We start from the raw sequence: 19,510 nt of genomic DNA on the forward strand, positions 1-19,510 counted from the left end.
CGGGCCAGCGTCCGCGGATCCCGCTTGTAGGGCCAGAACACTTCACTGCCGTCGTCCAGGGTGTGGTTCGGGCCCTGCGCGAACTGCACCCGCAGATCGGGCAGCTCCTCCAGATCCGGGATCCGCCACGGCTCGGAGCCGTTGGCCAGATAACCGTCCGACAGCAGCATCACCGGCGTCCGGTACGTCAGCGCGATCCGCGCCGCCTCCAGCACGGCCTGGAAACAGTCCGCCGGCGTCCGCGGCGCCACCACCGGCACCGGCGCCTCACCGTTACGGCCGTACATCGCCTGCAGCAGATCCGCCTGCTCCGTCTTGGTCGGCAACCCCGTCGAGGGACCACCACGCTGGATGTCCACCACCAGCAACGGCAGCTCCAGCGAGACAGCGAGGCCGATCGTCTCCGACTTCAGGGCGACACCGGGACCGCTCGTCGTGGTCACCGCCAGCGAACCGCCGAACGCCGCGCCCAGCGCCGCCCCGATCCCCGCGATCTCGTCCTCCGCCTGGAAGGTACGCACACCGAAGTTCTTGTGCCGGCTCAGCTCGTGCAGGATGTCCGAGGCCGGCGTGATCGGGTACGAACCCAGGAACAGCGGCAGGTCCGCCTGCCGGGACGCGGCGATCAGACCGTAGGCCAGAGCCAGATTGCCGGAGATGTTGCGGTAGGTACCGACCGGGAACGCCTGCGCGGCCGGCGCCACCTCGTAGGAGACCGCGAAGTCCTCCGTCGTCTCACCGAAGTTCCAGCCCGCCCGGAACGCGGCGATGTTCGCCTCCGCGATGGCCGGCTTCTTCGCGAACTTCGACCTCAGAAACCTCTCCGTACCCTCCGTGGGCCGGTGGTACATCCAGCTCAGCAGACCCAGCGCGAACATGTTCTTGCTGCGCTCGGCCTCCTTGCGGGACAGGTCGAACTCCTTCAGCGCCTCCACCGTCAACGTCGTCAACGGCACCGGATGAAGGCTGTAGCCGTCGAGCGAGCCGTCCTCCAGCGGAGAGGCGTCGTACCCGACCTTCTGCAGGGCGCGCTTGGTGAACTCGTCGGTGTTGACGATGATCTCGGCGCCACGGGGCAGGTCGCCGATGTTGGCCTTCAGGGCGGCCGGGTTCATGGCGACGAGGACGTTCGGCGCGTCACCGGGGGTGAGGATGTCGTGATCGGCGAAGTGCAGCTGGAAGGACGAGACACCCGGCAGGGTGCCGGCGGGGGCGCGGATCTCGGCGGGGAAGTTCGGCAGGGTGGAGAGGTCGTTGCCGAACGAAGCGGTCTCCGAGGTGAACCGGTCACCGGTGAGCTGCATGCCGTCACCCGAGTCCCCCGCGAACCGGATGATCACCCGGTCCAGGCGCCGCACGTCCTTCGCGCCGCCCGGTTTGCGCTGCTCTCCCACGACGGTTCCGTCGGTCTGCTCCGCTGGGCTGCTGACCTGGCTGGTCACTGAACTGGACCTCCTTCGAGGCGGCTGTCCGGGGCCTGGTCGTCCCACGGACCATCCCAGGATCAACCCTACGTCGGTTAGGGTCGCCTTCCCGAGGTCATCCGTGGATTGGACGAATTCGAGACGGCCTGTCGCGCTGACTTCACATCATGTCCCGCATCGCCGAGGCGCCGGTCAAGGCGCTCCCCGCGCGTTCTCAGGTTCTCCCCGTCCGGTTCAGGTTCTCCCCGTCCGGCTGTCGTCCGGTCCCCGGCCCGCGTCCGTCCGGCCCCCTGTCTCAGGAGTTCAGGTAGGTGAGAACGGCCAGCACCCGCCGGTGGTCGCCGTCGCTCGGCGTCAGCCCGAGCTTGAGGAAGATGTTGCTGACGTGCTTCTCCACGGCACCGTCGCTGACCACCAGCTGCCGGGCGATCGCCGAGTTCGTCCGCCCCTCCGCCATCAGCCCGAGCACCTCGCGCTCCCGGGGCGTCAGCCCCGTCAGCACGTCCTGCTTGCGGCTGCGACCGAGCAGCTGCGCGACCACCTCCGGGTCCAGCGCCGTACCGCCGTCGGCCACCCGCACCACCGCGTCCACGAACTCCCGTACGTCCGCGACCCGGTCCTTGAGCAGATAGCCGACGCCCCGGCTGGATCCGGCCAGCAGTTCGGTGGCGTAGCGCTCCTCGACGTACTGCGACAGCACCAGCACCCCGAGCCCGGGGTGCAGCCGGCGCAGCAGTACGGCCGCCCGGACGCCCTCGTCGGTGTGCGTCGGCGGCATCCGCACGTCCGCCACCACCACGTCCGGCAGCTCGCCCTGCTCGGCCAGTTCCGAGATGGTCTTCACCAGCGCGTCCGCGTCCCCGACACCGGCGACGACATCGTGCCCCCGGTCGGTCAGCAGCCGGGTCAGGCCCTCCCGGAGCAGCACTGAATCCTCGGCGATGACCACCCGCACCCTGTCCTCCACGATCTTCCGGTCCCCCCACAGCCCGTTCCCCGCGACGACGCCGGTCCACGCCGTTCTCCGGAGGACCAGCATTCCAGGATTCGCGCCGGGCCGCCGCCGTACCGGGGGGAGAGCGGGGCCGTGGTTGTCCTCAGCCGCGCCAGGGCAGTTCCGCGATCACCCGGGTGGGGCCGCCCGCCGGGGAGTCCACCACCAGGACGCCGTCCACCGCGTCCAGGCGCGCGGCGAGCCCGGCGAGCCCGGAGCCGCGGGAGACGTCGGCGCCGCCCACGCCGTCGTCGGTCACCTGGAGCATCAGCCGGTCCTCCGCGCGCCAGACGTCGACCGAGGCGGTCCGTGCCCGGCTGTGCTTGCTGATGTTCTGCAGCAGCTCGGAGACGGTGAAGTAGGCGATGCCCTCGATGGCCGGCGTCGGCCGGGCCGGCAGGTCGACCTCCACCCGCACCGGCACCGTGCAGCGGGAGGCGACCGCCGACAGGGCCGCGTCCAGGCCGCGGTCGGTCAGTACGGCCGGGTGGATGCCCCGGGCGAGGTCGCGCAGCTCCTGGAGGGCCAGCTTCACCTCGCCGTGCGCCTCCTCGACCATCGCCGCCGCCGTGCCGGGGTCCTCCCGCAGCTTCTCCTTGGCCAGCCCCAGGTCCATCGCCAGGCCGACCAGCCGGGCCTGCGCCCCGTCGTGCAGATCCCGTTCGATGCGCCGCAGGTCGGCGGCGGCCGTGTCGACCACCGCCCCCCGGTCCGACTCCAGCTCCACCACTCGCGCCGACAGCGGCGACGGCCCGAGCAGCCCGCGCACCAGCAGCCCGTCCACGGTGGTCAGCGCCCGCACGAGCCACGGCGTGGCCAGCGTGAACAGCAGACCGATCAGCGCGGTCACGGCGATCTCGAAGGGGTTGTCGAGGTAGACGCTGTGGTGGGCGTCGCCGTACAGCTGGATGCCGCCCTCGCCGGCGTACGCCGGGAACACCCAGAACCACAGGGGATAGCTCAGCAGCGCCCAGCCGCAGGTCCAGAAGCTCACCGCGACCGAGAACGAGAACACCGCCCACGGGAACTGCACCAGCGCGTACAGCGCGTGCCGCCAGGAGGCGCCGCTCTTGAGCATCGCGCCCATCCACGCCGCCGCGCCCGGCTTGGACAGCCGCAGCGGTTCCGGGGCGGCCACCTCCAGGCCGAGCAGCCCGCGCGCCCGCGCCCGCTCCAGCACCCCGAAGCCCCGGCAGCCGGCGAGGGCCGCCGCCAGCACCGGGATGCCGAGGAAGGTCACCAGCAGGCCCGCGCCGAGCGCGACCATCGTCACCGTCCAGGCGAACAGCACGATCGCGACCGGCAGACCCAGCAGCACGTAGCCGAGTTCGCGCCAGCTGCGCGCCTCGACGGGCGCCCGCAGCGCGGGGGGCAGCCGGTGGTGCCGCTCGCTGCGGTGGGCGTAGCCCTGTCCGTACTCCGTGACCATCGCTGGTGTTCCGTTCTGCTCGTCCTGGCGGGCGGGTTCAGCCGTACGGCGGTACGTCAGGACGTCCGCTTCGTGGGGCCGTACATCCAGGGTCGTCCGCCGCGCGGTCCGGCGACATGGAGTCCGTCGGCGTCTTGGGCGGGGGGTTTCCCCCACCCCTCGGCACGCCGTGGGGTTCAGGCCGTGCGGTTCCGCCACGGCAGCTCCGCGGTGACCACGGTCGGGCCGCCGGCCGGGGAGTCGACCACGAACAGGCCGTCCACCGCGCCGAGCCGTTCCGCCAGGCCCTGCATCCCGCCGCCCCCGTCCAGCCGGGCGCCGCCCCGGCCGTCGTCCCGGACCTGGATGAGCAGCCGGTCCTCGGTCCGCCACACATCGACCGAGGCGGTCCGTGCCCCGCTGTGCTTGCTGATGTTCTGCAGCAGCTCGGAGACAGTGAAGTAGGCGATGCCCTCGATGGCCTCCGCGGGCCGGGCCGGCAGGTCCACGGTCACCGTCACCGGCACCGTGCAGCGGGAGGCGACCGAGGACAGGGCCGCGTCCAGGCCACGGTCGGTGAGCACGGCCGGATGAATACCGCGGGCGAGGTCGCGCAGCTCCTGGAGGGCCAGCTTCACCTCGCCGTGCGCCTCCTCCACCATCGCCGCCGCCGTGTCGGGATCCTCCAGCAGCTTCTCCTTGGCCAGGCCGAGCCCCATGGCCAGGTTGACCAGCCGCGCCTGGGCGCCGTCGTGCAGGTCCCGTTCGATCCGGCGCAGATCCGCGGCCGCCGTGTCGACCACGATCCCGCGGTCGGACTCCAGTTCGGCGATACGGCGCTCCAGCTCGTCCGAGGGCGACAACAGCCCGCGCACCATCGCCCGGTCCACGTTCGCCAGGCCCCGCGCGAGGTACGGCAGCACCGGCCACAGCACGAACAGGGAGGTCAGCACGGTGCAGAAGGTGAGGATGCCCCAGGGCAGCCGGATCGCGTCGTACAGCAGGGTCCGCCAGCCCACCGGGTCCTTCAGCGCCATCCACAGCCGCTGCACCGGGCCCCCGCCCTTGGCGATCGGCAGCGCAGACGGCTCCTCCACCCGCACCCCGAGCAGTTTCCGGGCCCGGGCCCGTTCCAGCTTGCCCAGCTGCCGTGCGCCCAGCAGGCAGAGCGCGAGCAGCGGGAGACCGATCGCGGTGAGGGTGAGGGCGCCGCCGGCCGTCAGCACCGTGACCGCGTACACGAATCCGAACACCGCCACCGGCAGGTTCAGCAGGAGATGCGCGATCTCCTTCCAGGTGTGCGCGTCGTAGGCCGGGCGGGGCGGCGGCAGCCGGTGCAGGCCGTCGCGGCCGTCACGCCCGCCGGTGCGGTCGGTGCGGTCGGTGCGGTCACTGTGGTCGCTGCGGTCGGTGTCGCCGGGCCGGTCGGCGGCGGGGCTGGGAGCGGTCATGCTGATCAGCGTGCCGTGCGGGGCACCGTTCACGCCATGCGGTACGCCGCCCTCCGCCGCCGGGGGAAAACCCCACCCTCACCGGAACCTGCTGTCTCACGGCGTGACGGGCTGCTTACCGGTTCTTTATCAGGGCCTAGACTCCCGTGCGTACACATCCTCGAATCACGTTGCATCACAGAGTTCACCAAGTCACGAGGTCAGGGAGCGAGGGACGGACGGTGCGGGAGACGTTGGGGGACTCGTCGTTCGCCGCGGCGGACATCGTCGCGGCCGGCTACTTCCGGTCCTATTCGGTGGTCGGACTGCTCGCCCTCATCGGCGTGCTGTTCGTCGCGGTCGCCTTCGGCGCGGGCCGCCTGCTGCGCCCGGTGGTACCGACGCCGGAGAAACTCCTGACCTACGAGTGCGGTGTCGACCCCGTCGGCGAGGGCTGGGCCCACACCCAGGTCCGCTACTACGTCTACGCCTTCCTCTACGTGATCTTCGCGGTCGACTCGATCTTCCTGTTCCCCTGGGCGACGGTCTTCGCCGCCCCCGGCTACGGCGCGACGACCCTCGTGGAGATGTTCATCTTCCTCGGCTTCCTCGCCGTGGGCCTGCTGTACGCATACAAGAAGGGCGTCCTGGCATGGACGTGAACCCCTCGACCTCCGAGTCCGTGTACCTGCCGGAGCCGAAGCGGCTGGGCGCGCTCGCCCGCCTCGCTCCCGAGCCGATGAAGGTCGTCCTGAACTGGGGCCGCCGCTACTCGCTCTGGGTCTTCAACTTCGGCCTCGCCTGCTGCGCGATCGAGTTCATCGCCGCGTCGATGGCACGGCACGACTTCATCCGGCTCGGCGTCATCCCCTTCGCGCCGGGCCCCCGCCAGGCCGACCTGATGGTGGTGTCGGGCACGGTCACGGACAAGATGGCCCCGGCCGTCAAGCGCCTGTACGAGCAGATGCCCGAGCCGAAGTACGTCATCTCCTTCGGCGCCTGCTCCAACTGCGGCGGCCCGTACTGGGACTCCTACTCGGTGACGAAGGGCGTCGACCAGATCATCCCGGTCGACGTCTACGTCCCCGGCTGCCCGCCCCGCCCCGAGGCGCTGCTCCAGGGCATCCTCAAGCTCCAGGAGAAGATCGCCCGCGAGTCGCTGGGGGAGCGGTACGGCAACGGGCCCGCCCGGCCGTCGGCGGCGGCGCTGCAGAGCGGCCTGGTGAAGCCCCCCGTGCCGGCCGGTGAGGGGGACGCGCGATGAGCACGGCCGCCGGCTGGCTGCCCGCCCCCGCCGAGGAACTCTTCGGCCCGGACGCCACGGCCGAGGAGTCGTACGACCTCCTGACCGTGGACGTGCCGCCGTCCTCCTGGCTCACCGCCCTGGAGACGGCCCGTACGACCCTGTCCTGCACCTACTTCGACTGGCTGAGCGCGGTCGACGAACCGGGCACGGGCTTCCGGGTCTCCGCGCACGTCGTCGCCCTGAACCCGGTCCGCCGTCTCCTCGTCCGTACGACGGTCCCGCACGACGCCCCCGCCCTGCCCTCGGCCGTCGGCGTCTACGCGGGCGCCGGCTGGCACGAGCGCGAGACCCACGAGATGTTCGGCGTCGTCTTCGAGGGCCACCCGGGCCTGGAGCACCTGCTCCTCCCCGAGACCTTCGAGGGCCACCCGCTCCGCAAGGACTTCGTCCTCGCCGCCCGCGTGGCCAAGGCCTGGCCTGGTGCCAAGGAACCCGGCGAGTCCGAGCACGGGGGGCCGAAGCGGCGCCAGATGCTGCCGCCGGGCGTACCCGACCCCAACGAGTGGGGCCCCCTGAAGGGCCAGCTCCCCCCTGCCCCGGCCCGCCCGGCCAGGGCGGCGGCGGGCCGCGCGGCGGGCGAGCGTCCGGCCCGCGCGGCGGGGGACCGTCCGGTACGGCGGACCCGTTCGGCTTCGGAGGGCTCGGCCAGCCAGGCGGCGGCCCAGCCGCCTCAGCCGGGTCAGGCGGAAGAGGCCGCCGGTGCCGGTGCCGCTGCCCGGCCGCGGAGGACGCGGAGTGCGAGCGAGGGCTCGGCGAGCCAGCAGGCGGCACGGGTCGGCGACGCCGGGGACGCCGGGGACGCGGCGACGCGCAAGCAGGCCGCGACCGAGGGAGACGCCACGCCGGCGGCGGAGGGCCCGACGCAGGGGCCGGCCACCGAGGCCTCGGTGGCCCACGAGCCCGGCCCGGCGCCCACACCCGCCCGGCCGCGCCGCGCGCGCAGCGCCTCGGAAGGCTCGGCCTCACAGCGGACCCAGCCCGCGGAACAGGCCCCGACCGAACCGGTCCGCGAACCTGCCCGCGAAGCTGTCCGCCGGAGTACGGCCCCGCGCAGCTCGGACGCCCCGTGGCACCACGCCCGCCCGGCCTTCGAGGAGCCGGAGCGGGAGGCCCCCCGACCGGAGCAGGACGGCACCCCCGACAGCCCCGGGACTCCCGACAGCCCCGAAACCCCCAGCACCCCCGACGACCCCACAGGAGGCCCGCAGTGAACGGCGCGCTGGACGTCGCCCTGCGACTCCTGGTCGTCTTCGTCGTCTTCCTCACCTTCCCGCTGATCGTGGGCCAGACCGAGCACAAGGTGATGGCCCATATGCAGGGCCGCCTCGGCCCGATGTACGCGGGCGGCTTCCACGGCTGGGCCCAGCTCATCGCGGACGGCGTGAAGTTCGCGCAGAAGGAGGACGTGGTCCCGGCGGGCGCCGACCGCCGTGTCTTCCAGCTCGCCCCCGCCGTGGCCCTGCTGCCGTACCTCCTCGTCCTGCTCGCCGTCCCGATCGGCCCGAGCGAGGGCGCCGTCGGCCAGGTCCTGGACGCCGGCGTGTTCTTCGTGCTCGCGGTGATGGGCGTCGGCGTGCTCGGCTCGCTGATGGCCGGCTGGGCCAGCGCCAACAAGTTCTCCCTGCTCGGCGGCCTGCGCACGGCCGCCCAGCTGCTCGCCTACGAACTCCCGATGCTGCTGGCGGCGGCCTCGGTCGCGATGGCCGCGGGCACGGTCTCCCTGCCCGGCATCCTGCACTCCTTCCACTGGTGGTGGGTGCCCTGGCAGATCGTCGGCGCGGTCGTCTTCTTCGTCGCCGGACTCGCCGAGCTGCAGCGCCCGCCGTTCGACATGCCGGTCGCCGACTCGGAGATCATCTTCGGCGCGTACACCGAGTACACCGGCCTGCGCTTCGCCCTGTTCCTGCTCGCCGAGTACGCCGGCATCGTCGTCCTGTGCGGCCTGACCACCGTCCTCTTCCTGGGCGGCTGGCACGGCCCGTGGGGCGCCGACGGCCTCGGCTGGGTCTGGACCCTGCTGAAGACCGCGATCCTCGCCTTCCTGGTCATCTGGCTCCGCGTGACCTACCCGCGGCTGCGCGAGGACCAGCTCCAGAAGCTGTCCTGGACCCTCCTCGTCCCCCTCTCCCTCGCCCAGATCGCCCTCACCGGCATCGTCAAGGTGGTGATCAGCTAACCATGGCCCCCATCCCCGGCAGCGGCCTCGCCAAGGGCCTGGCCGTCACCCTGCGCACGATGACGAGGAAGCACGTCACCGAGCAGTACCCGGACGCCCTGCCCGAACTCCCGCCGCGCACCCGTGGCGTGATCGGCCTGTTCGAGGAGAACTGCACGGTCTGCATGCTGTGCGCCCGCGAGTGCCCGGACTGGTGCATCTACATCGACTCCCACAAGGAGACGGTGCCGCCCGCCACCCCCGGTGGCCGGGAGCGCAGCCGCAACGTCCTCGACCGGTTCGCGATCGACTTCTCGCTGTGCATGTACTGCGGTATCTGCATCGAGGTCTGTCCTTTCGACGCCCTGTTCTGGTCCCCGGAGTTCGAGTACGCCGAGACCGACATCCGCGACCTCACCCACGAGCGGGACAAGCTCCGCGAGTGGATGTGGACCGTGCCGGCCCCGCCCGCCCTGGACCCCGGCGCGGAGGAACCCAAGGAGATCGCCGCCGCCCGCAAGACCGCCGAGAAGCTGGCCGCCGCGCAGGCGGAACCGGGGGAGGGGACGTCATGACGCTCGCCCAGGCCCAGCACGGCTTCCTGTCCCCGACCGGTGTCGAGATCGCCTTCCTCCTCGTCGGCCTGGTCACCCTCGGCGCCGCGCTGATCACCGTCACCACCCGGCAGCTGGTGCACGCCGCCCTCTGGCTGGTGGTCGCGCTCGGCGGCCTCGCCGTGGAGTACCTGCTGCTCACGGCGGAGTTCATCGCCTGGGTCCAGGTCCTGATCTACGTCGGTTCCGTCGTCGTCCTCCTCCTGTTCGGCCTGATGCTCACCAAGGCGCCCATCGGCCGCTCCCCGGACGCCGACTCCGGCAACCGCTGGGCCGCGCTGACCGTCGCGGTCGCCGCCGCGGTGGCCCTGGTGTGGGTGGTCACCGACGCCTTCCGGACCACCTGGATCGACCTGGACGGCCCGGCCGCCGGCACCACCAAGGTCACCGGCGCGAGCCTGTTCCGGCACTGGGTGCTGCCGTTCGAGGCCCTCTCCGTGCTGCTCCTCGCGGCGCTGGTCGGCGCGATCGTCCTGTCCCGCAAGGCCAAGGCGGACACGCCCGCCGCACCCGCGGCCCCCGGGAAGGAAGGCGCCCGCTGATGCACCTCGCCTACCCCGCCGTACTCTCCGCCCTCCTCTTCTGCACCGGCCTGTACGGCGTCCTCGCCCGCCGCAACGCGATCCTGGTCCTGATGTCGGTCGAGCTGATGCTCAACGCCGTCAACCTCAACCTGGTCGCCTTCGACGTCTGGCTCAGCCGGACCGCGAAGGAGACCCTGCACTCCGGCCAGGCCCTGACCCTGTTCACCATCGCCATCGCCGCCGCCGAGATCGGCATCGGCCTCGCGATCGTGCTCGCCGTCTACCGCAACCGCGGCACCTCCGACATCGACAAGCTCCGCGACACCGCCGAGGGCCCCGAGACGGCAGGCCCCGACACCGAGGGCCCCGGCACCTCCGCGGCCGAGAAGGCTGAGGCCCCCGCGTGACCACGACCACCCTCGCCGCCCTCGTCCCGCTCCTGCCGTTCCTGGGCGCCGCGGCCGGCCTGCTGCTCGGCCGCACCGCGCCCGGGTTCGTCCGCCCGCTCGCCGTGCTGCCGCCGCTGGCCTCGCTGGTGCTGGCCGCGCTGGTCGCCGTACGGCAGGGCGGTGACGCGGCCGTCGACGCCCACACCGAGCTGACGCCCACCGGGTCCGTCCCCGTAGAGCTGGCCCTGCACATCGACGGCTTCGCCGCGCTCGTCGCCGTCCTGGTCGCCTTCGTCGCGACCTGCGTGCAGATCTACTCCACCGGCTACCTGCGCGACGACCCGCGCTACCCCTCGTACGCCGCTCTCGTCTCCCTGTTCACCTCCGCGATGCTCCTGGTCGTCTACTCCGGCGACCTGATCGTGCTGCTGGTCGGCTGGGAGGTCATGGGCATCTGCTCCTACTTCCTCGTGGGCCACTACTGGGAGACCCCCGAGGCCCGCGCCGCCTCCCTCAAGGCCTTCCTGGTCACCAAGCTCGGCGACGTGCCCTTCCTCATCGGCCTGTTCGCCCTGGCCGGCGACGCCGGGTCGTTCCGGATCACCCGCGTCCTCGGCGCCGTGGCGAGCGGTGGCATCGACCACCCGACGCTGATCGCGCTGCTGCTGCTCGCCGGTGTCGCGGGCAAGTCGGCGCAGTTCCCGCTGCACACCTGGCTCCCGGACGCGATGGCGGGCCCGACGCCCGTCTCGGCGCTGATCCACGCCGCGACGATGGTCGCCGCCGGTGTCTACTTCATCGCCCGTCTCCTCCCGCTCTTCGAGGCCTCCCAGGCCGCGATGGTGGTCCTCGCCGTCATGGCCGCCGTCACCATGGCCGGCTCCGGTCTCGCCGCGCTCGCCCAGGACGACATCAAGCGCGTCCTCGCCTACTCGACGGTCGGCCAGCTCGGCTACATGACCGGCGCCCTCGCCGTCGGCGACCGCGGTGCCGCCGTCTTCCACCTCCTGTCGCACGGCGCCTTCAAGGCGCTGCTGTTCCTCGCGGCCGGCGTGATCATCCACGCCGCCGGCACCAACTCGCTGGCCGCGATGTCCCGCACGCACGGCCTGCGCGACCGCATCCCGGACGCCTACTGGACGATGACCGTGGCGCTGCTCGCGCTCGCCGCGATCCCGCCCTTCAGCGGCTTCTTCTCCAAGGAGTCCGTCCTCGGCGCCGCCGAGCACGTGACCACCGGCCACACCGAGCACGCCCCCGGGGCCGCGGGCTGGATCGTCCTCGTCGCCGGCCTGCTCACCGCCCTGCTGACCGCCGCGTACGCGGCCCGGCTGTGGCTGCTGGCCTTCCGCGGCCGGGGCACCGAGGCCCCCGACCACGGCCGCCAGCCGCTGACGATGACCGTGGTGCTGTGGGTCCTGGCGATTCCGTCCCTGGCCTTCGGCGGGCTCGCCTACCGCGCGCTGCCCGACTGGTTCGACGGCCGGGACCTCACCCCGACCCTGCTCACCTCCATCCTCGGCACGGGCCTCGCCCTGGTCGGCGGGCTCCTCACCTACGGCGCCTGGCAGCGCACCACCCAGGTCGCCGCCCGGGTCCCGCTGGGCGCGGTCGCCGCCCACCCGGAGGAGGACGCCGGACTGGTCGAGGCCGAGGCCATCGCCACCCACGCGCCGGCCTACGGCGACATCGCCTACGCCCCCGACCCGGCGGACCCCTCACGGCTCCTCCTCGGCCCGCTGCACCGTCCCGCGGCCGCCGGCTTCCACCTGGACGCCGTGTACGCGGCGCTCTTCGTCCGCCCGGTCCAGGCCGGAGCGAGTCTCGTCCGGTTCCTCGACCGCGAGGTCGTCGACACCTACGTACACGGTGCCGCCGCCCTGCCCCGGCTGCTCGGGGCTGCCGTACGGCGCGCCCAGACCGGCAATGTGCAGACCTATGTGAGCGCGCTGCTCGCCGGCACCGTCGTCCTGGCGGTCGCCGTCCTCCTCGTCGCCACGGGAGCGTGAGCAGGCGTGATCGATATCAACGAGTCCGTGATGCAGTTCCTTCTGGCATTCGTCGTCGTCGGCCCGCTCCTCGGCGCCGCCGCCGCTCTCCTCCCGGCCCCGCCCGGACTGAAGGGGAAGTCCCCCGAGCAGGCCGTGCTGCGGCACGGTGTGACCGTGACCGGCGCGGTCCTCATCGCCGCGATCGTCCTCGCGCTCGGCTTCGACCACGACCATCCGTCGAAGATGCAGGCCACGACCGACATCAGCTGGATCCCCGCACTCGACGTGCGGATCCACCTCGGCATGGACGGCATCTCCCTCCCCCTTCTGGTCCTGACCGCGCTGCTGACCTTCCTCTGCGCGCTCTACTCCTACTCCAAGCCGCCGTCGGGCCCGTCCCCGAAGGCGTTCGTCGCCCTGCTGCTCCTGCTGGAGTCCGGCACCCTCGCGACCTTCGCCGTCCTCGACCTGCTGCTGTTCTTCCTCGCGTTCGAGATGGTGCTCATCCCGATGTACTTCCTCATCGCCCGCTGGGGCGGCGAGGGCCGGACCCGGGCCGCGTGGAAGTTCATCCTGTTCACGCTGCTCGGCTCCGTGGTCATGCTGCTCGGCCTGCTCCTGATCGGAATCAAGGCGGGCACGTTCGACATGGTGGCACTCGCCACTGACAACGGCCGGTCCCTGACCACATCCGTGCAGGTCATCGCCGTTCTGGCGATCGGGATCGGGCTCGCCGTGAAGACGCCGATGTGGCCGCTGCACAGCTGGCTGCCCGACGCCCACACCGCCGCGCCGACCGTCGGCTCGGTGCTGCTGGCCGGTGTTCTGCTGAAGATGGGCACGTACGGGGTCGTCCGGATCCTGCTGCCGGTGGCGCCGGACGGCTTCCACACCTTCGCGCCGTACCTCGCCGCGTTCGCCGTCGTCGGGATCATCTACGGGTCCCTGGCCTGCCTGGCCCTCGCCAAGCAGGGCGCGAAGGGCGACCTCAAGCGGCTGATCGCCTACTCCTCCGTCGGCCACATGGGTTTCGTCCTGCTCGGCATCGCCAGCACGACCCCGACCGGCGTGAACGGCGCCCTGTTCGCCAACATCGCCCACGGCCTCATCACCGGCCTGCTGTTCTTCCTGGTCGGCGCGCTGAAGGACCGCACCGGCACGACCGACCTGGACACCCTCGCCGAGGAGACCGGCGCAGCCCTGTACGGCAGGGCACCGCGCCTCGGCGGGCTGCTCGCCTTCGGCGCGGTCGCCTCCCTCGGCCTGCCCGGACTCGCCGGGTTCTGGGGCGAGATGCTCGCGCTGTTCGGCGCGTTCCGGCCCGCCGCCGACCTCAGCCGGCCGGCCTTCCTCACCTTCATGGCGATCGGCGCGTTCGGCACCCTGCTGACCGCCGCGTACATGCTGATCGTGGTCCGCCGCGTCTGTATGGGCGGCGCCGAGCGGGAGGTGCCGAAACTCGCCGATGTCCACGGGTACGAGTTCGCCGCCTGGACCCCGCTCGTCACCCTCACCGTCCTCGCCGGACTGTGGCCGAAGGCCCTGCTCGGCCTGACCGACCCGGCCGTGCAGCAGCTCCTCGCAGGAGGCACCCGATGAGCGCCCAGCCGCTTGCCGAGTCGCTGGTCCAGTCCGTCGACTGGCTCGCGATCGCCCCGCCCACCCTCGCGGCCGTCGTGGCGCTCGGCGTCCTCGTCGCCGACCTGTTCGTGCCCGAGCCCCGCAAGGCCGTGCTCGGCTGGGTCTCGGTCGCCGGACTCGCCGCCTCCACCCTGCTGCTCCTGCCCCTCCTGGACGGTGACCGCAGCACCTTCTGCCTCACCGGCGGTACGCGCGCGTGCAGCTACACCGCCGACCACTTCACCCTCGTCATCCAGTTCCTGGTGCTCGGCGGCGCGCTGCTCGCGGCCCTGCTGTCCGTCACCCACCTGGACGACGAGCGGCGGCGCGTCCCGGCGGGCGAGTTCTGGTTCCTGCTGCTGTCCTCGGCGGCCGGTGCCGCCCTGCTGCCCGCCTCCCGCGACCTGGCCACCCTGATCGTCGCCCTGGAGGTCGCCTCCCTGCCCGCGTTCGCCCTCGTCGGCATCCGGCACGGCGACAAGCGGTCCTCCGAGGCCGCCCTGAAGTTCTTCCTGTCCTCGGTCACCGCCACCGCGGTCAGCCTGATGGGCATCAGCTTCGTCTACGCCTCCACCGGCACCCTCTACCTCACCCAGGTCGCCCAGCGCCTGCCGCACGTCGACGGCCCACTGCACACCCTCGCCCAGGCCGGCGTCGTCCTGACCCTCGTCGGCTTCGCCTTCAAAACGGCCGCCGTGCCGTTCCACTTCTGGGTGCCCGACACCTACGTGGGCGCGCCCCTGCCCGTCGCCGCCTACCTCTCCGTGGTCGGCAAGGCCGTCGGCTTCTCCGGGCTGATCCTCGTCACCGTCGTCGCCTTCCCGTCGTACGCCGACGTGTGGGGGCCCGCGCTCGCCGCCCTGGCCGCCCTCACCATGACCGTCGGCAACGTCGCCGCCCTGCGCCAGCAGGCCACGCGCGCGTACAGCGCCGTACGGCTGCTCGCCTGGTCCTCCGTGGGCCAGGCCGGCTACCTGCTGGTGCCGATCGCCGCCGCCGGATACACCAAGGACGCCGAGAAGGCGATCGGCTCCACGGTCGCGTACGCCCTGATGTACGCCGCTGTGAACCTCGGCGCCTTCGCGGTGGCCGCGCTGGTGGGCCGTAGCCGGGCCCTGAACCGGATCAGCGACTACCGGGGCCTGTACGCCACCAACCCGTTCAGTGCGCTCCTCCTGGCCTTCTTCCTGCTCTGCCTGGCCGGGCTGCCGCCGGGCGTCATCGGCCTGTTCGCCAAGGTCACCGTGTTCTCGGCGGCCGTCGACGCGGGCCTCGGCTGGCTCGCCGTCGTCATGGCCCTCAACGTCGTGATCGCCCTGTTCTACTACCTGCAGTGGACGGCCCTGCTGTTCCGCGTCCCCGAGGGCGAGCCCGCCCGGCACCGCGTCCCGGCGCCTGTCACGGCCGCCCTCGCCGTCACCGGCGTCCTCGGCGTCGCCCTGTCCGGAGCACCCCAGCTGGTCCTCCGCTTCGCGGCCACCGGACTGTTCTGACGAGTCGCCACGCGCGCGTGGGGCACCCGTGCCGTCACGCGTGCGTGAGGCCGAACCCGCATGTCACCCGTACGGCCGATCCATGCGTCCGCACACACCGGGGAACTCGCGACCGCCGCCTGGCGTTGTCAGAAGCGGGAGGGTCCACTGGATCAGAGTGTTCCCCAGCTGCACGACTTGGAGGGCGCACCGTGCACCGCCGGCACAACGGGCTCAGGACCGCCGTACTCCTCGGGGGGCTGTCCGCACTCATCATCGTCATCGGCAGCTTCTTCGGCCGCGCCGGACTGGTCGTCGCGGTCCTGGTCGCCCTGGGCACGAACGCGTACGCGTACTGGAACAGCGACAAGCTGGCGCTCCGCGCGATGCGCGCCCGCCCGGTCAGCGAGTTCGAGGCCCCGGCGCTGTACCGGATGGTGCGGGAGCTGTCCACGCAGGCCCGCCAGCCCATGCCCCGGCTGTACATCTCGCCGACGGAGGCCCCCAACGCCTTCGCCACGGGCCGCAACCCGCGCAACGCGGCCGTGTGCTGCACCGAGGGCATCCTGCGCCTGCTGGACGAGCGGGAGCTGCGCGGCGTCATCGGCCATGAACTGAGCCATGTCTACAACCGGGACATCCTGATCTCCTCGGTCGCCGGCGCGCTCGCCTCCGTGATCATGTTCCTGGTGAACTTCGCCTGGCTGATCCCGGTCGGCCGCTCGGACGACGACGACGGCCCCGGCCTGTTCGGCATGCTGCTGATCATGATCCTCGGTCCGCTCGCCGCCACCCTGATCCAGCTGGCCATCAGCCGTTCCCGGGAGTACGAGGCGGACGCCTCCGGCGCCCACCTCACCGGCGACCCGCTCGCCCTCGCCAGTGCCCTGCGCAAGCTGGAGACGGGCACCCAGCAGCTTCCGCTGCCTCCCGAGCCCCGGATCGAGACGGCGAGCCACATGATGATCGCCAACCCCTTCCGCCCGGGCCAGGGAATGTCCAAGATGTTCTCCACCCACCCGCCGATGGCGGAGCGCATCGCCCGCCTGGAGAAGATGGCAGGACGCCCGTGAAGACCATCCTGAACGTCATCTGGCTCGTCCTGAGCGGCCTGTGGCTGTTCCTCGGCTATCTGCTGGCCGGCGTGCTGCTGTGCATCACGGTCATCGCCATCCCCTTCGGGATCGCCGCCTTCCGCATCGGCCTCTACGCCCTCTGGCCCTTCGGGTACACCACGGTCGAGCGGCGCGACGCGGGCGCCCCCTCCTGCGTGGGCAACGTCCTGTGGCTGCTCCTCGCCGGCTGGTGGCTGGCGCTCGCGCACATCGCCACCGGCATCGCCCTGTGCGTCACGATCATCGGCATCCCGTTCGGCATCGCCAACTTCAAGCTGATACCGGTCTCCCTGCTTCCGCTGGGCCGCGAGATCGTCCCCACCGACCAGCCGTTCGCGGCCCGCTGAGCACACCGTCCCGAGCACACCGGCCTACGCCGAGCCGCCCCCCCCGTACGCGCGTCACGCCCCGCCGTACGCGCGTCACGCCCCGCGCCGCCCCGCCCACCACCGCCGTACGCCGTACGCGGCCACGCCCACCGCGAGGACGCCCGCGCCCACGGCCACCGAGACGGCGGGCAGCGCGAACGCCAGCGTGGCGCAGCCCAGCAGGCCCACCACGGGCACCACACGCGCGCGCGTGGCCGGGTTCAGCGTCCAGGCCGAGGCGTTGGCGACGGCGTAGTAGGCGAGCACACCGAAGGACGAGAAGCCGATCGCGCCGCGCACGTCCACCGTCGCGGCCAGCACGGCGACCACCGCGCCCACGGCCAGCTCCGCCCGGTGCGGCACCCGGAACCGCGGGTGCACGGCCGCCAGCGCGCCCGGCAGATGCCCGTCCCGGGCCATGGCGAGCGTCGTACGGGACACCCCGAGGATGAGCGCGAGCAGCGAGCCCAGCGCGGCCACCGCCGCCCCGGCCCGCACCACGGGCACGAGCCCCGGCACCCCGGCCGCCCGCACCGCGTCGGCCAGTGGCGCCGCCGCATGCCCGAGCCGGCCCGCGCCGAGCACGGCGAGCACCGCGACGGCGACGCACACGTACACCACCAGGGCGATCCCGAGGGCCAGCGGGACCGCCCGCGGAATCGTCCGCGCCGGATCGCGCACCTCCTCCCCGAGGGTGGCGATCCGCGCGTACCCGGCGAACGCGAAGAACAGCAGCCCGGCCGCCTGGAGCACCCCGCCGGCCCCCGAGGACAGCCCGATGTCCAGCCGCCCCGTGTCGGTCCGCCCGGAGGCCAGGCACACCACGACCACGGCCGCGAGAACGGCCAGGACGACCGCCACGATCGTCCGCGTCAGCCAGGCCGACTTCTGGATCCCGCCGTAGTTCACGGCGGTCAGCGCCACCACGGCCGCGACCGCCATCGCGTGCGCCTGACCCGGCCACACGTACGCGCCCACGGTGAGCGCCATGGCCGCGCAGGAGGCCGTCTTGCCGACCACGAACGCCCAGCCGGCCAGATACCCCCAGAAGGCGCCCAGCCGCTCCCTGCCGTACACGTACGTCCCGCCGGAGGCCGGGTAGCGGGCGGCGAGCCGGGCCGAGGACATGGCGTTGCAGTAGGCCACCACGGCGGCGACGGCGAGCCCGGGCAGCAGCCCGGAACCGGCCGCCCGCGCGGCGGGCCCCAGCGCGGAGAAGACGCCGGCACCGACCATCGAGCCCAGGCCGACGACCACGGCGTCCCGCAGGCCCAGACTGCGGCGCAGAGCGGCATCGGTACGTGTCATGCGCCGCACCCTACTGACCTCGGCAACCGGCGGGTGGACCGGTGACGTCCTCTTCATCGACACGGCACGAACACGCGCGCGACGACAGCGGATCCGCACCGGAAACCCATGGATCCGACAGTGCGGACGCAGCGCGGAAGGGCAGGTTCACGGCATGAGCATCATCGGTTGGATCATCCTGGGACTGCTGGCCGGAGCCATCGCCAAGGTCCTGCTGCCGGGACGCGACCCCGGCGGCTTCGTCGGCACGACCCTCATCGGCATCGCGGGCGCGTTCATCGGGGGCTGGATATCGGCCCGCTGGCTGGACCACCCGATCAGCAAGAACTTCTACGACGGGGCCACCTGGGCCGCGGCCGTCGGCGGTTCCCTGGTGCTGCTGATCGTCTACCGGATCCTGTTCGGGAACTCACGCGACTGAGCGCGCGGGCACGGCAGCACGAAGGGCGGGCACCGCAGGGTGCCCACCCTTCTCACGATCACCTGTAGTTCACGAACTGCAGCGCGAAGTCGAAGTCCTTGCCCTTCAGGAGCGCGATCACGGTCTGCAGGTCGTCGCGGCTCTTGGAGCTGACGCGCAGCTCGTCACCCTGGACCTGAGCCTTCACGCCCTTGGGGCCCTCGTCGCGGATGATCTTCGCCACCTTCTTGGCGTTCTCCTGGGAGATGCCCTCCTGGATCGACGCGAAGATCTTGTACTCCTTGCCGGAGAGCTGCGGCTCACCCGCGTCCAGCGCCTTCAGCGAGATGCCGCGCTTGATGAGCTTCGACTGGAAGACGTCGAGGACGGCCTTCACCCGGTCCTCGGAGTTCGCCTCCATGAGGATCTTGTCACCGGACCACGAGATCGAGGCCCCCACGCCCTTGAAGTCGTAGCGCTGCGAGATCTCCTTGGCGGCCTGGTTGAGGGCGTTGTCGACCTCCTGCCGCTCGACCTTCGAGACGATGTCGAAACTGGAGTCGGCCATGTCCTGTGGCTCCTTGTATCGGGTGCTGTCGGGGTGCGTATCAGGTGCGTGCCGGCGTGCGCGGCGGCGACCGCCGGGCCCGGTGCAGCACCGGGCCGCATCCGCACCAGCCTAGCCACCCTCCGGGGCCGGGGGCGGAGATCAACCGGGTGGCGAAGCACCCCTGTGCATCGGGTATTGTTTACGTCGTTGCCGGGGAACACCGCCGAAAGCGGGTTCGAGACGGCAGCACTACCCGGCGGTGTGCCCGAGCGGCCAAAGGGAGCAGACTGTAAATCTGTCGGCTATGCCTACCCAGGTTCGAATCCTGGCGCCGCCACACGGGAACAAGGGGCCCGGGGGGGGGGGGGGGGGGGGGGGGGGGGGGGGTGGGGCGGGGGGGGGGGGGGCCCCCCCCCCCCCCCTCTTTTTTTTCTTTTTTGCT

19 protein-coding genes and 1 tRNA gene are annotated in these 19,510 nt (G+C 72.1%); 14 read left to right on the forward strand and 6 right to left on the reverse strand.

The annotated features are described in order from the left end of the window. The 4 genes from ACZ4U1_RS21785 to ACZ4U1_RS21800 all read right to left on the reverse strand — a co-directional run. On the reverse strand, window positions 1–1,442 hold a 1,442-nt coding region (locus tag ACZ4U1_RS21785; RefSeq protein WP_467905308.1), incomplete at its 3' end, for a 2-oxoacid:acceptor oxidoreductase family protein. A 277-nt stretch (window positions 1,443–1,719) separates the two neighbouring features. Further along, complete coding sequence (locus tag ACZ4U1_RS21790; protein WP_467905705.1) at window positions 1,720–2,379, reverse strand: LuxR C-terminal-related transcriptional regulator; 660 nt, start codon at window positions 2,377–2,379, stop codon at window positions 1,720–1,722. A 142-nt stretch (window positions 2,380–2,521) separates the two neighbouring features. Beyond that, window positions 2,522–3,847, reverse strand: coding sequence for a sensor histidine kinase (locus ACZ4U1_RS21795; protein WP_467905309.1), 1,326 nt, complete (start codon window positions 3,845–3,847; stop codon window positions 2,522–2,524). Between the two features lie 176 nt (window positions 3,848–4,023). Continuing rightward, a complete protein-coding gene (locus ACZ4U1_RS21800; RefSeq protein ID WP_467905310.1) occupies window positions 4,024–5,277 on the reverse strand; it encodes a sensor histidine kinase in 1,254 nt (417 codons plus the stop codon). 221 nt (window positions 5,278–5,498) lie between these two features. On the opposite strand from ACZ4U1_RS21800, the gene ACZ4U1_RS21805 reads away from it, so the two are divergent. The 12 genes from ACZ4U1_RS21805 (at window position 5,499) to ACZ4U1_RS21860 (ending at window position 16,789) form a co-directional block, all read left to right on the forward strand. Then, the gene (locus ACZ4U1_RS21805; RefSeq protein WP_467905311.1) at window positions 5,499–5,918 is read left to right on the forward strand and encodes an NADH-quinone oxidoreductase subunit A; all 420 of its coding nucleotides are present in this window, start codon (window positions 5,499–5,501) and stop codon (window positions 5,916–5,918) included. Beyond that, window positions 5,909–6,520, forward strand: coding sequence for an NADH-quinone oxidoreductase subunit B (locus tag ACZ4U1_RS21810; RefSeq protein WP_467905313.1), 612 nt, complete (start codon window positions 5,909–5,911; stop codon window positions 6,518–6,520). Before ACZ4U1_RS21805 ends, ACZ4U1_RS21810 begins: the two co-directional genes overlap by 10 nt. Next, window positions 6,517–7,773, forward strand: a complete 1,257-nt coding sequence (locus ACZ4U1_RS21815) for an NADH-quinone oxidoreductase subunit C (protein ID WP_467905314.1) — start codon at window positions 6,517–6,519, stop codon at window positions 7,771–7,773. The genes ACZ4U1_RS21810 and ACZ4U1_RS21815 overlap by 4 nt, the downstream gene beginning before the upstream one ends. Further along, the gene (locus tag ACZ4U1_RS21820; protein ID WP_467905315.1) at window positions 7,770–8,738 is read left to right on the forward strand and encodes a complex I subunit 1/NuoH family protein; all 969 of its coding nucleotides are present in this window, start codon (window positions 7,770–7,772) and stop codon (window positions 8,736–8,738) included. The genes ACZ4U1_RS21815 and ACZ4U1_RS21820 overlap by 4 nt, the downstream gene beginning before the upstream one ends. A 2-nt stretch (window positions 8,739–8,740) precedes the next feature. Beyond that, window positions 8,741–9,292, forward strand: coding sequence for a NuoI/complex I 23 kDa subunit family protein (locus tag ACZ4U1_RS21825; RefSeq protein WP_467905316.1), 552 nt, complete (start codon window positions 8,741–8,743; stop codon window positions 9,290–9,292). Further along, window positions 9,289–9,873 (forward strand): NADH-quinone oxidoreductase subunit J family protein, encoded by a 585-nt coding sequence (locus ACZ4U1_RS21830; RefSeq protein WP_467905317.1) that lies wholly within the window; start codon window positions 9,289–9,291, stop codon window positions 9,871–9,873. Before ACZ4U1_RS21825 ends, ACZ4U1_RS21830 begins: the two co-directional genes overlap by 4 nt. Further along, window positions 9,873–10,262 (forward strand): NADH-quinone oxidoreductase subunit NuoK, encoded by a 390-nt coding sequence (gene nuoK / locus ACZ4U1_RS21835; protein ID WP_388321532.1) that lies wholly within the window; start codon window positions 9,873–9,875, stop codon window positions 10,260–10,262. Before ACZ4U1_RS21830 ends, nuoK begins: the two co-directional genes overlap by 1 nt. Then, on the forward strand, window positions 10,259–12,253 hold the full coding sequence (locus ACZ4U1_RS21840; protein WP_467905318.1) for an NADH-quinone oxidoreductase subunit 5 family protein: 1,995 nt from the start codon (window positions 10,259–10,261) through the stop codon (window positions 12,251–12,253). Before nuoK ends, ACZ4U1_RS21840 begins: the two co-directional genes overlap by 4 nt. Window positions 12,254–12,259: 6 nt before the next feature. Next, entirely contained in the window at window positions 12,260–13,834 is a 1,575-nt protein-coding gene (locus ACZ4U1_RS21845) for a complex I subunit 4 family protein (RefSeq protein ID WP_467905319.1), read from the forward strand. Further along, complete coding sequence (locus ACZ4U1_RS21850; RefSeq protein WP_467905320.1) at window positions 13,831–15,348, forward strand: NADH-quinone oxidoreductase subunit N; 1,518 nt, start codon at window positions 13,831–13,833, stop codon at window positions 15,346–15,348. Before ACZ4U1_RS21845 ends, ACZ4U1_RS21850 begins: the two co-directional genes overlap by 4 nt. A gap of 191 nt (window positions 15,349–15,539) precedes the next feature. Beyond that, window positions 15,540–16,400: a zinc metalloprotease HtpX gene (gene htpX, locus ACZ4U1_RS21855; RefSeq protein ID WP_467905321.1), complete on the forward strand. Its 861-nt coding sequence runs from the start codon at window positions 15,540–15,542 to the stop codon at window positions 16,398–16,400. Continuing rightward, complete coding sequence (locus tag ACZ4U1_RS21860) at window positions 16,397–16,789, forward strand: YccF domain-containing protein (protein WP_467905322.1); 393 nt, start codon at window positions 16,397–16,399, stop codon at window positions 16,787–16,789. Before htpX ends, ACZ4U1_RS21860 begins: the two co-directional genes overlap by 4 nt. A 75-nt stretch (window positions 16,790–16,864) precedes the next feature. Here ACZ4U1_RS21860 and ACZ4U1_RS21865 read toward each other — a convergent pair whose 3' ends face one another. Beyond that, on the reverse strand, window positions 16,865–18,118 hold the full coding sequence (locus ACZ4U1_RS21865; RefSeq protein ID WP_467905323.1) for an APC family permease: 1,254 nt from the start codon (window positions 18,116–18,118) through the stop codon (window positions 16,865–16,867). Window positions 18,119–18,272: 154 nt separating this feature from the next. On the opposite strand from ACZ4U1_RS21865, the gene ACZ4U1_RS21870 reads away from it, so the two are divergent. Beyond that, window positions 18,273–18,539, forward strand: a complete 267-nt coding sequence (locus tag ACZ4U1_RS21870; protein WP_189298116.1) for a GlsB/YeaQ/YmgE family stress response membrane protein — start codon at window positions 18,273–18,275, stop codon at window positions 18,537–18,539. A gap of 58 nt (window positions 18,540–18,597) precedes the next feature. Here ACZ4U1_RS21870 and ACZ4U1_RS21875 read toward each other — a convergent pair whose 3' ends face one another. Continuing rightward, window positions 18,598–19,086, reverse strand: a complete 489-nt coding sequence (locus ACZ4U1_RS21875; RefSeq protein ID WP_059252003.1) for a YajQ family cyclic di-GMP-binding protein — start codon at window positions 19,084–19,086, stop codon at window positions 18,598–18,600. A gap of 237 nt (window positions 19,087–19,323) precedes the next feature. Between ACZ4U1_RS21875 and ACZ4U1_RS21880 the strand changes: the two genes are divergently transcribed. Beyond that, a tRNA-Tyr gene (locus ACZ4U1_RS21880) sits at window positions 19,324–19,405 on the forward strand. Window positions 19,406–19,510: the final 105 nt, after the last annotated feature.

It is taken from the genome of Streptomyces sp. NPDC028928, from assembly GCF_055564915.1.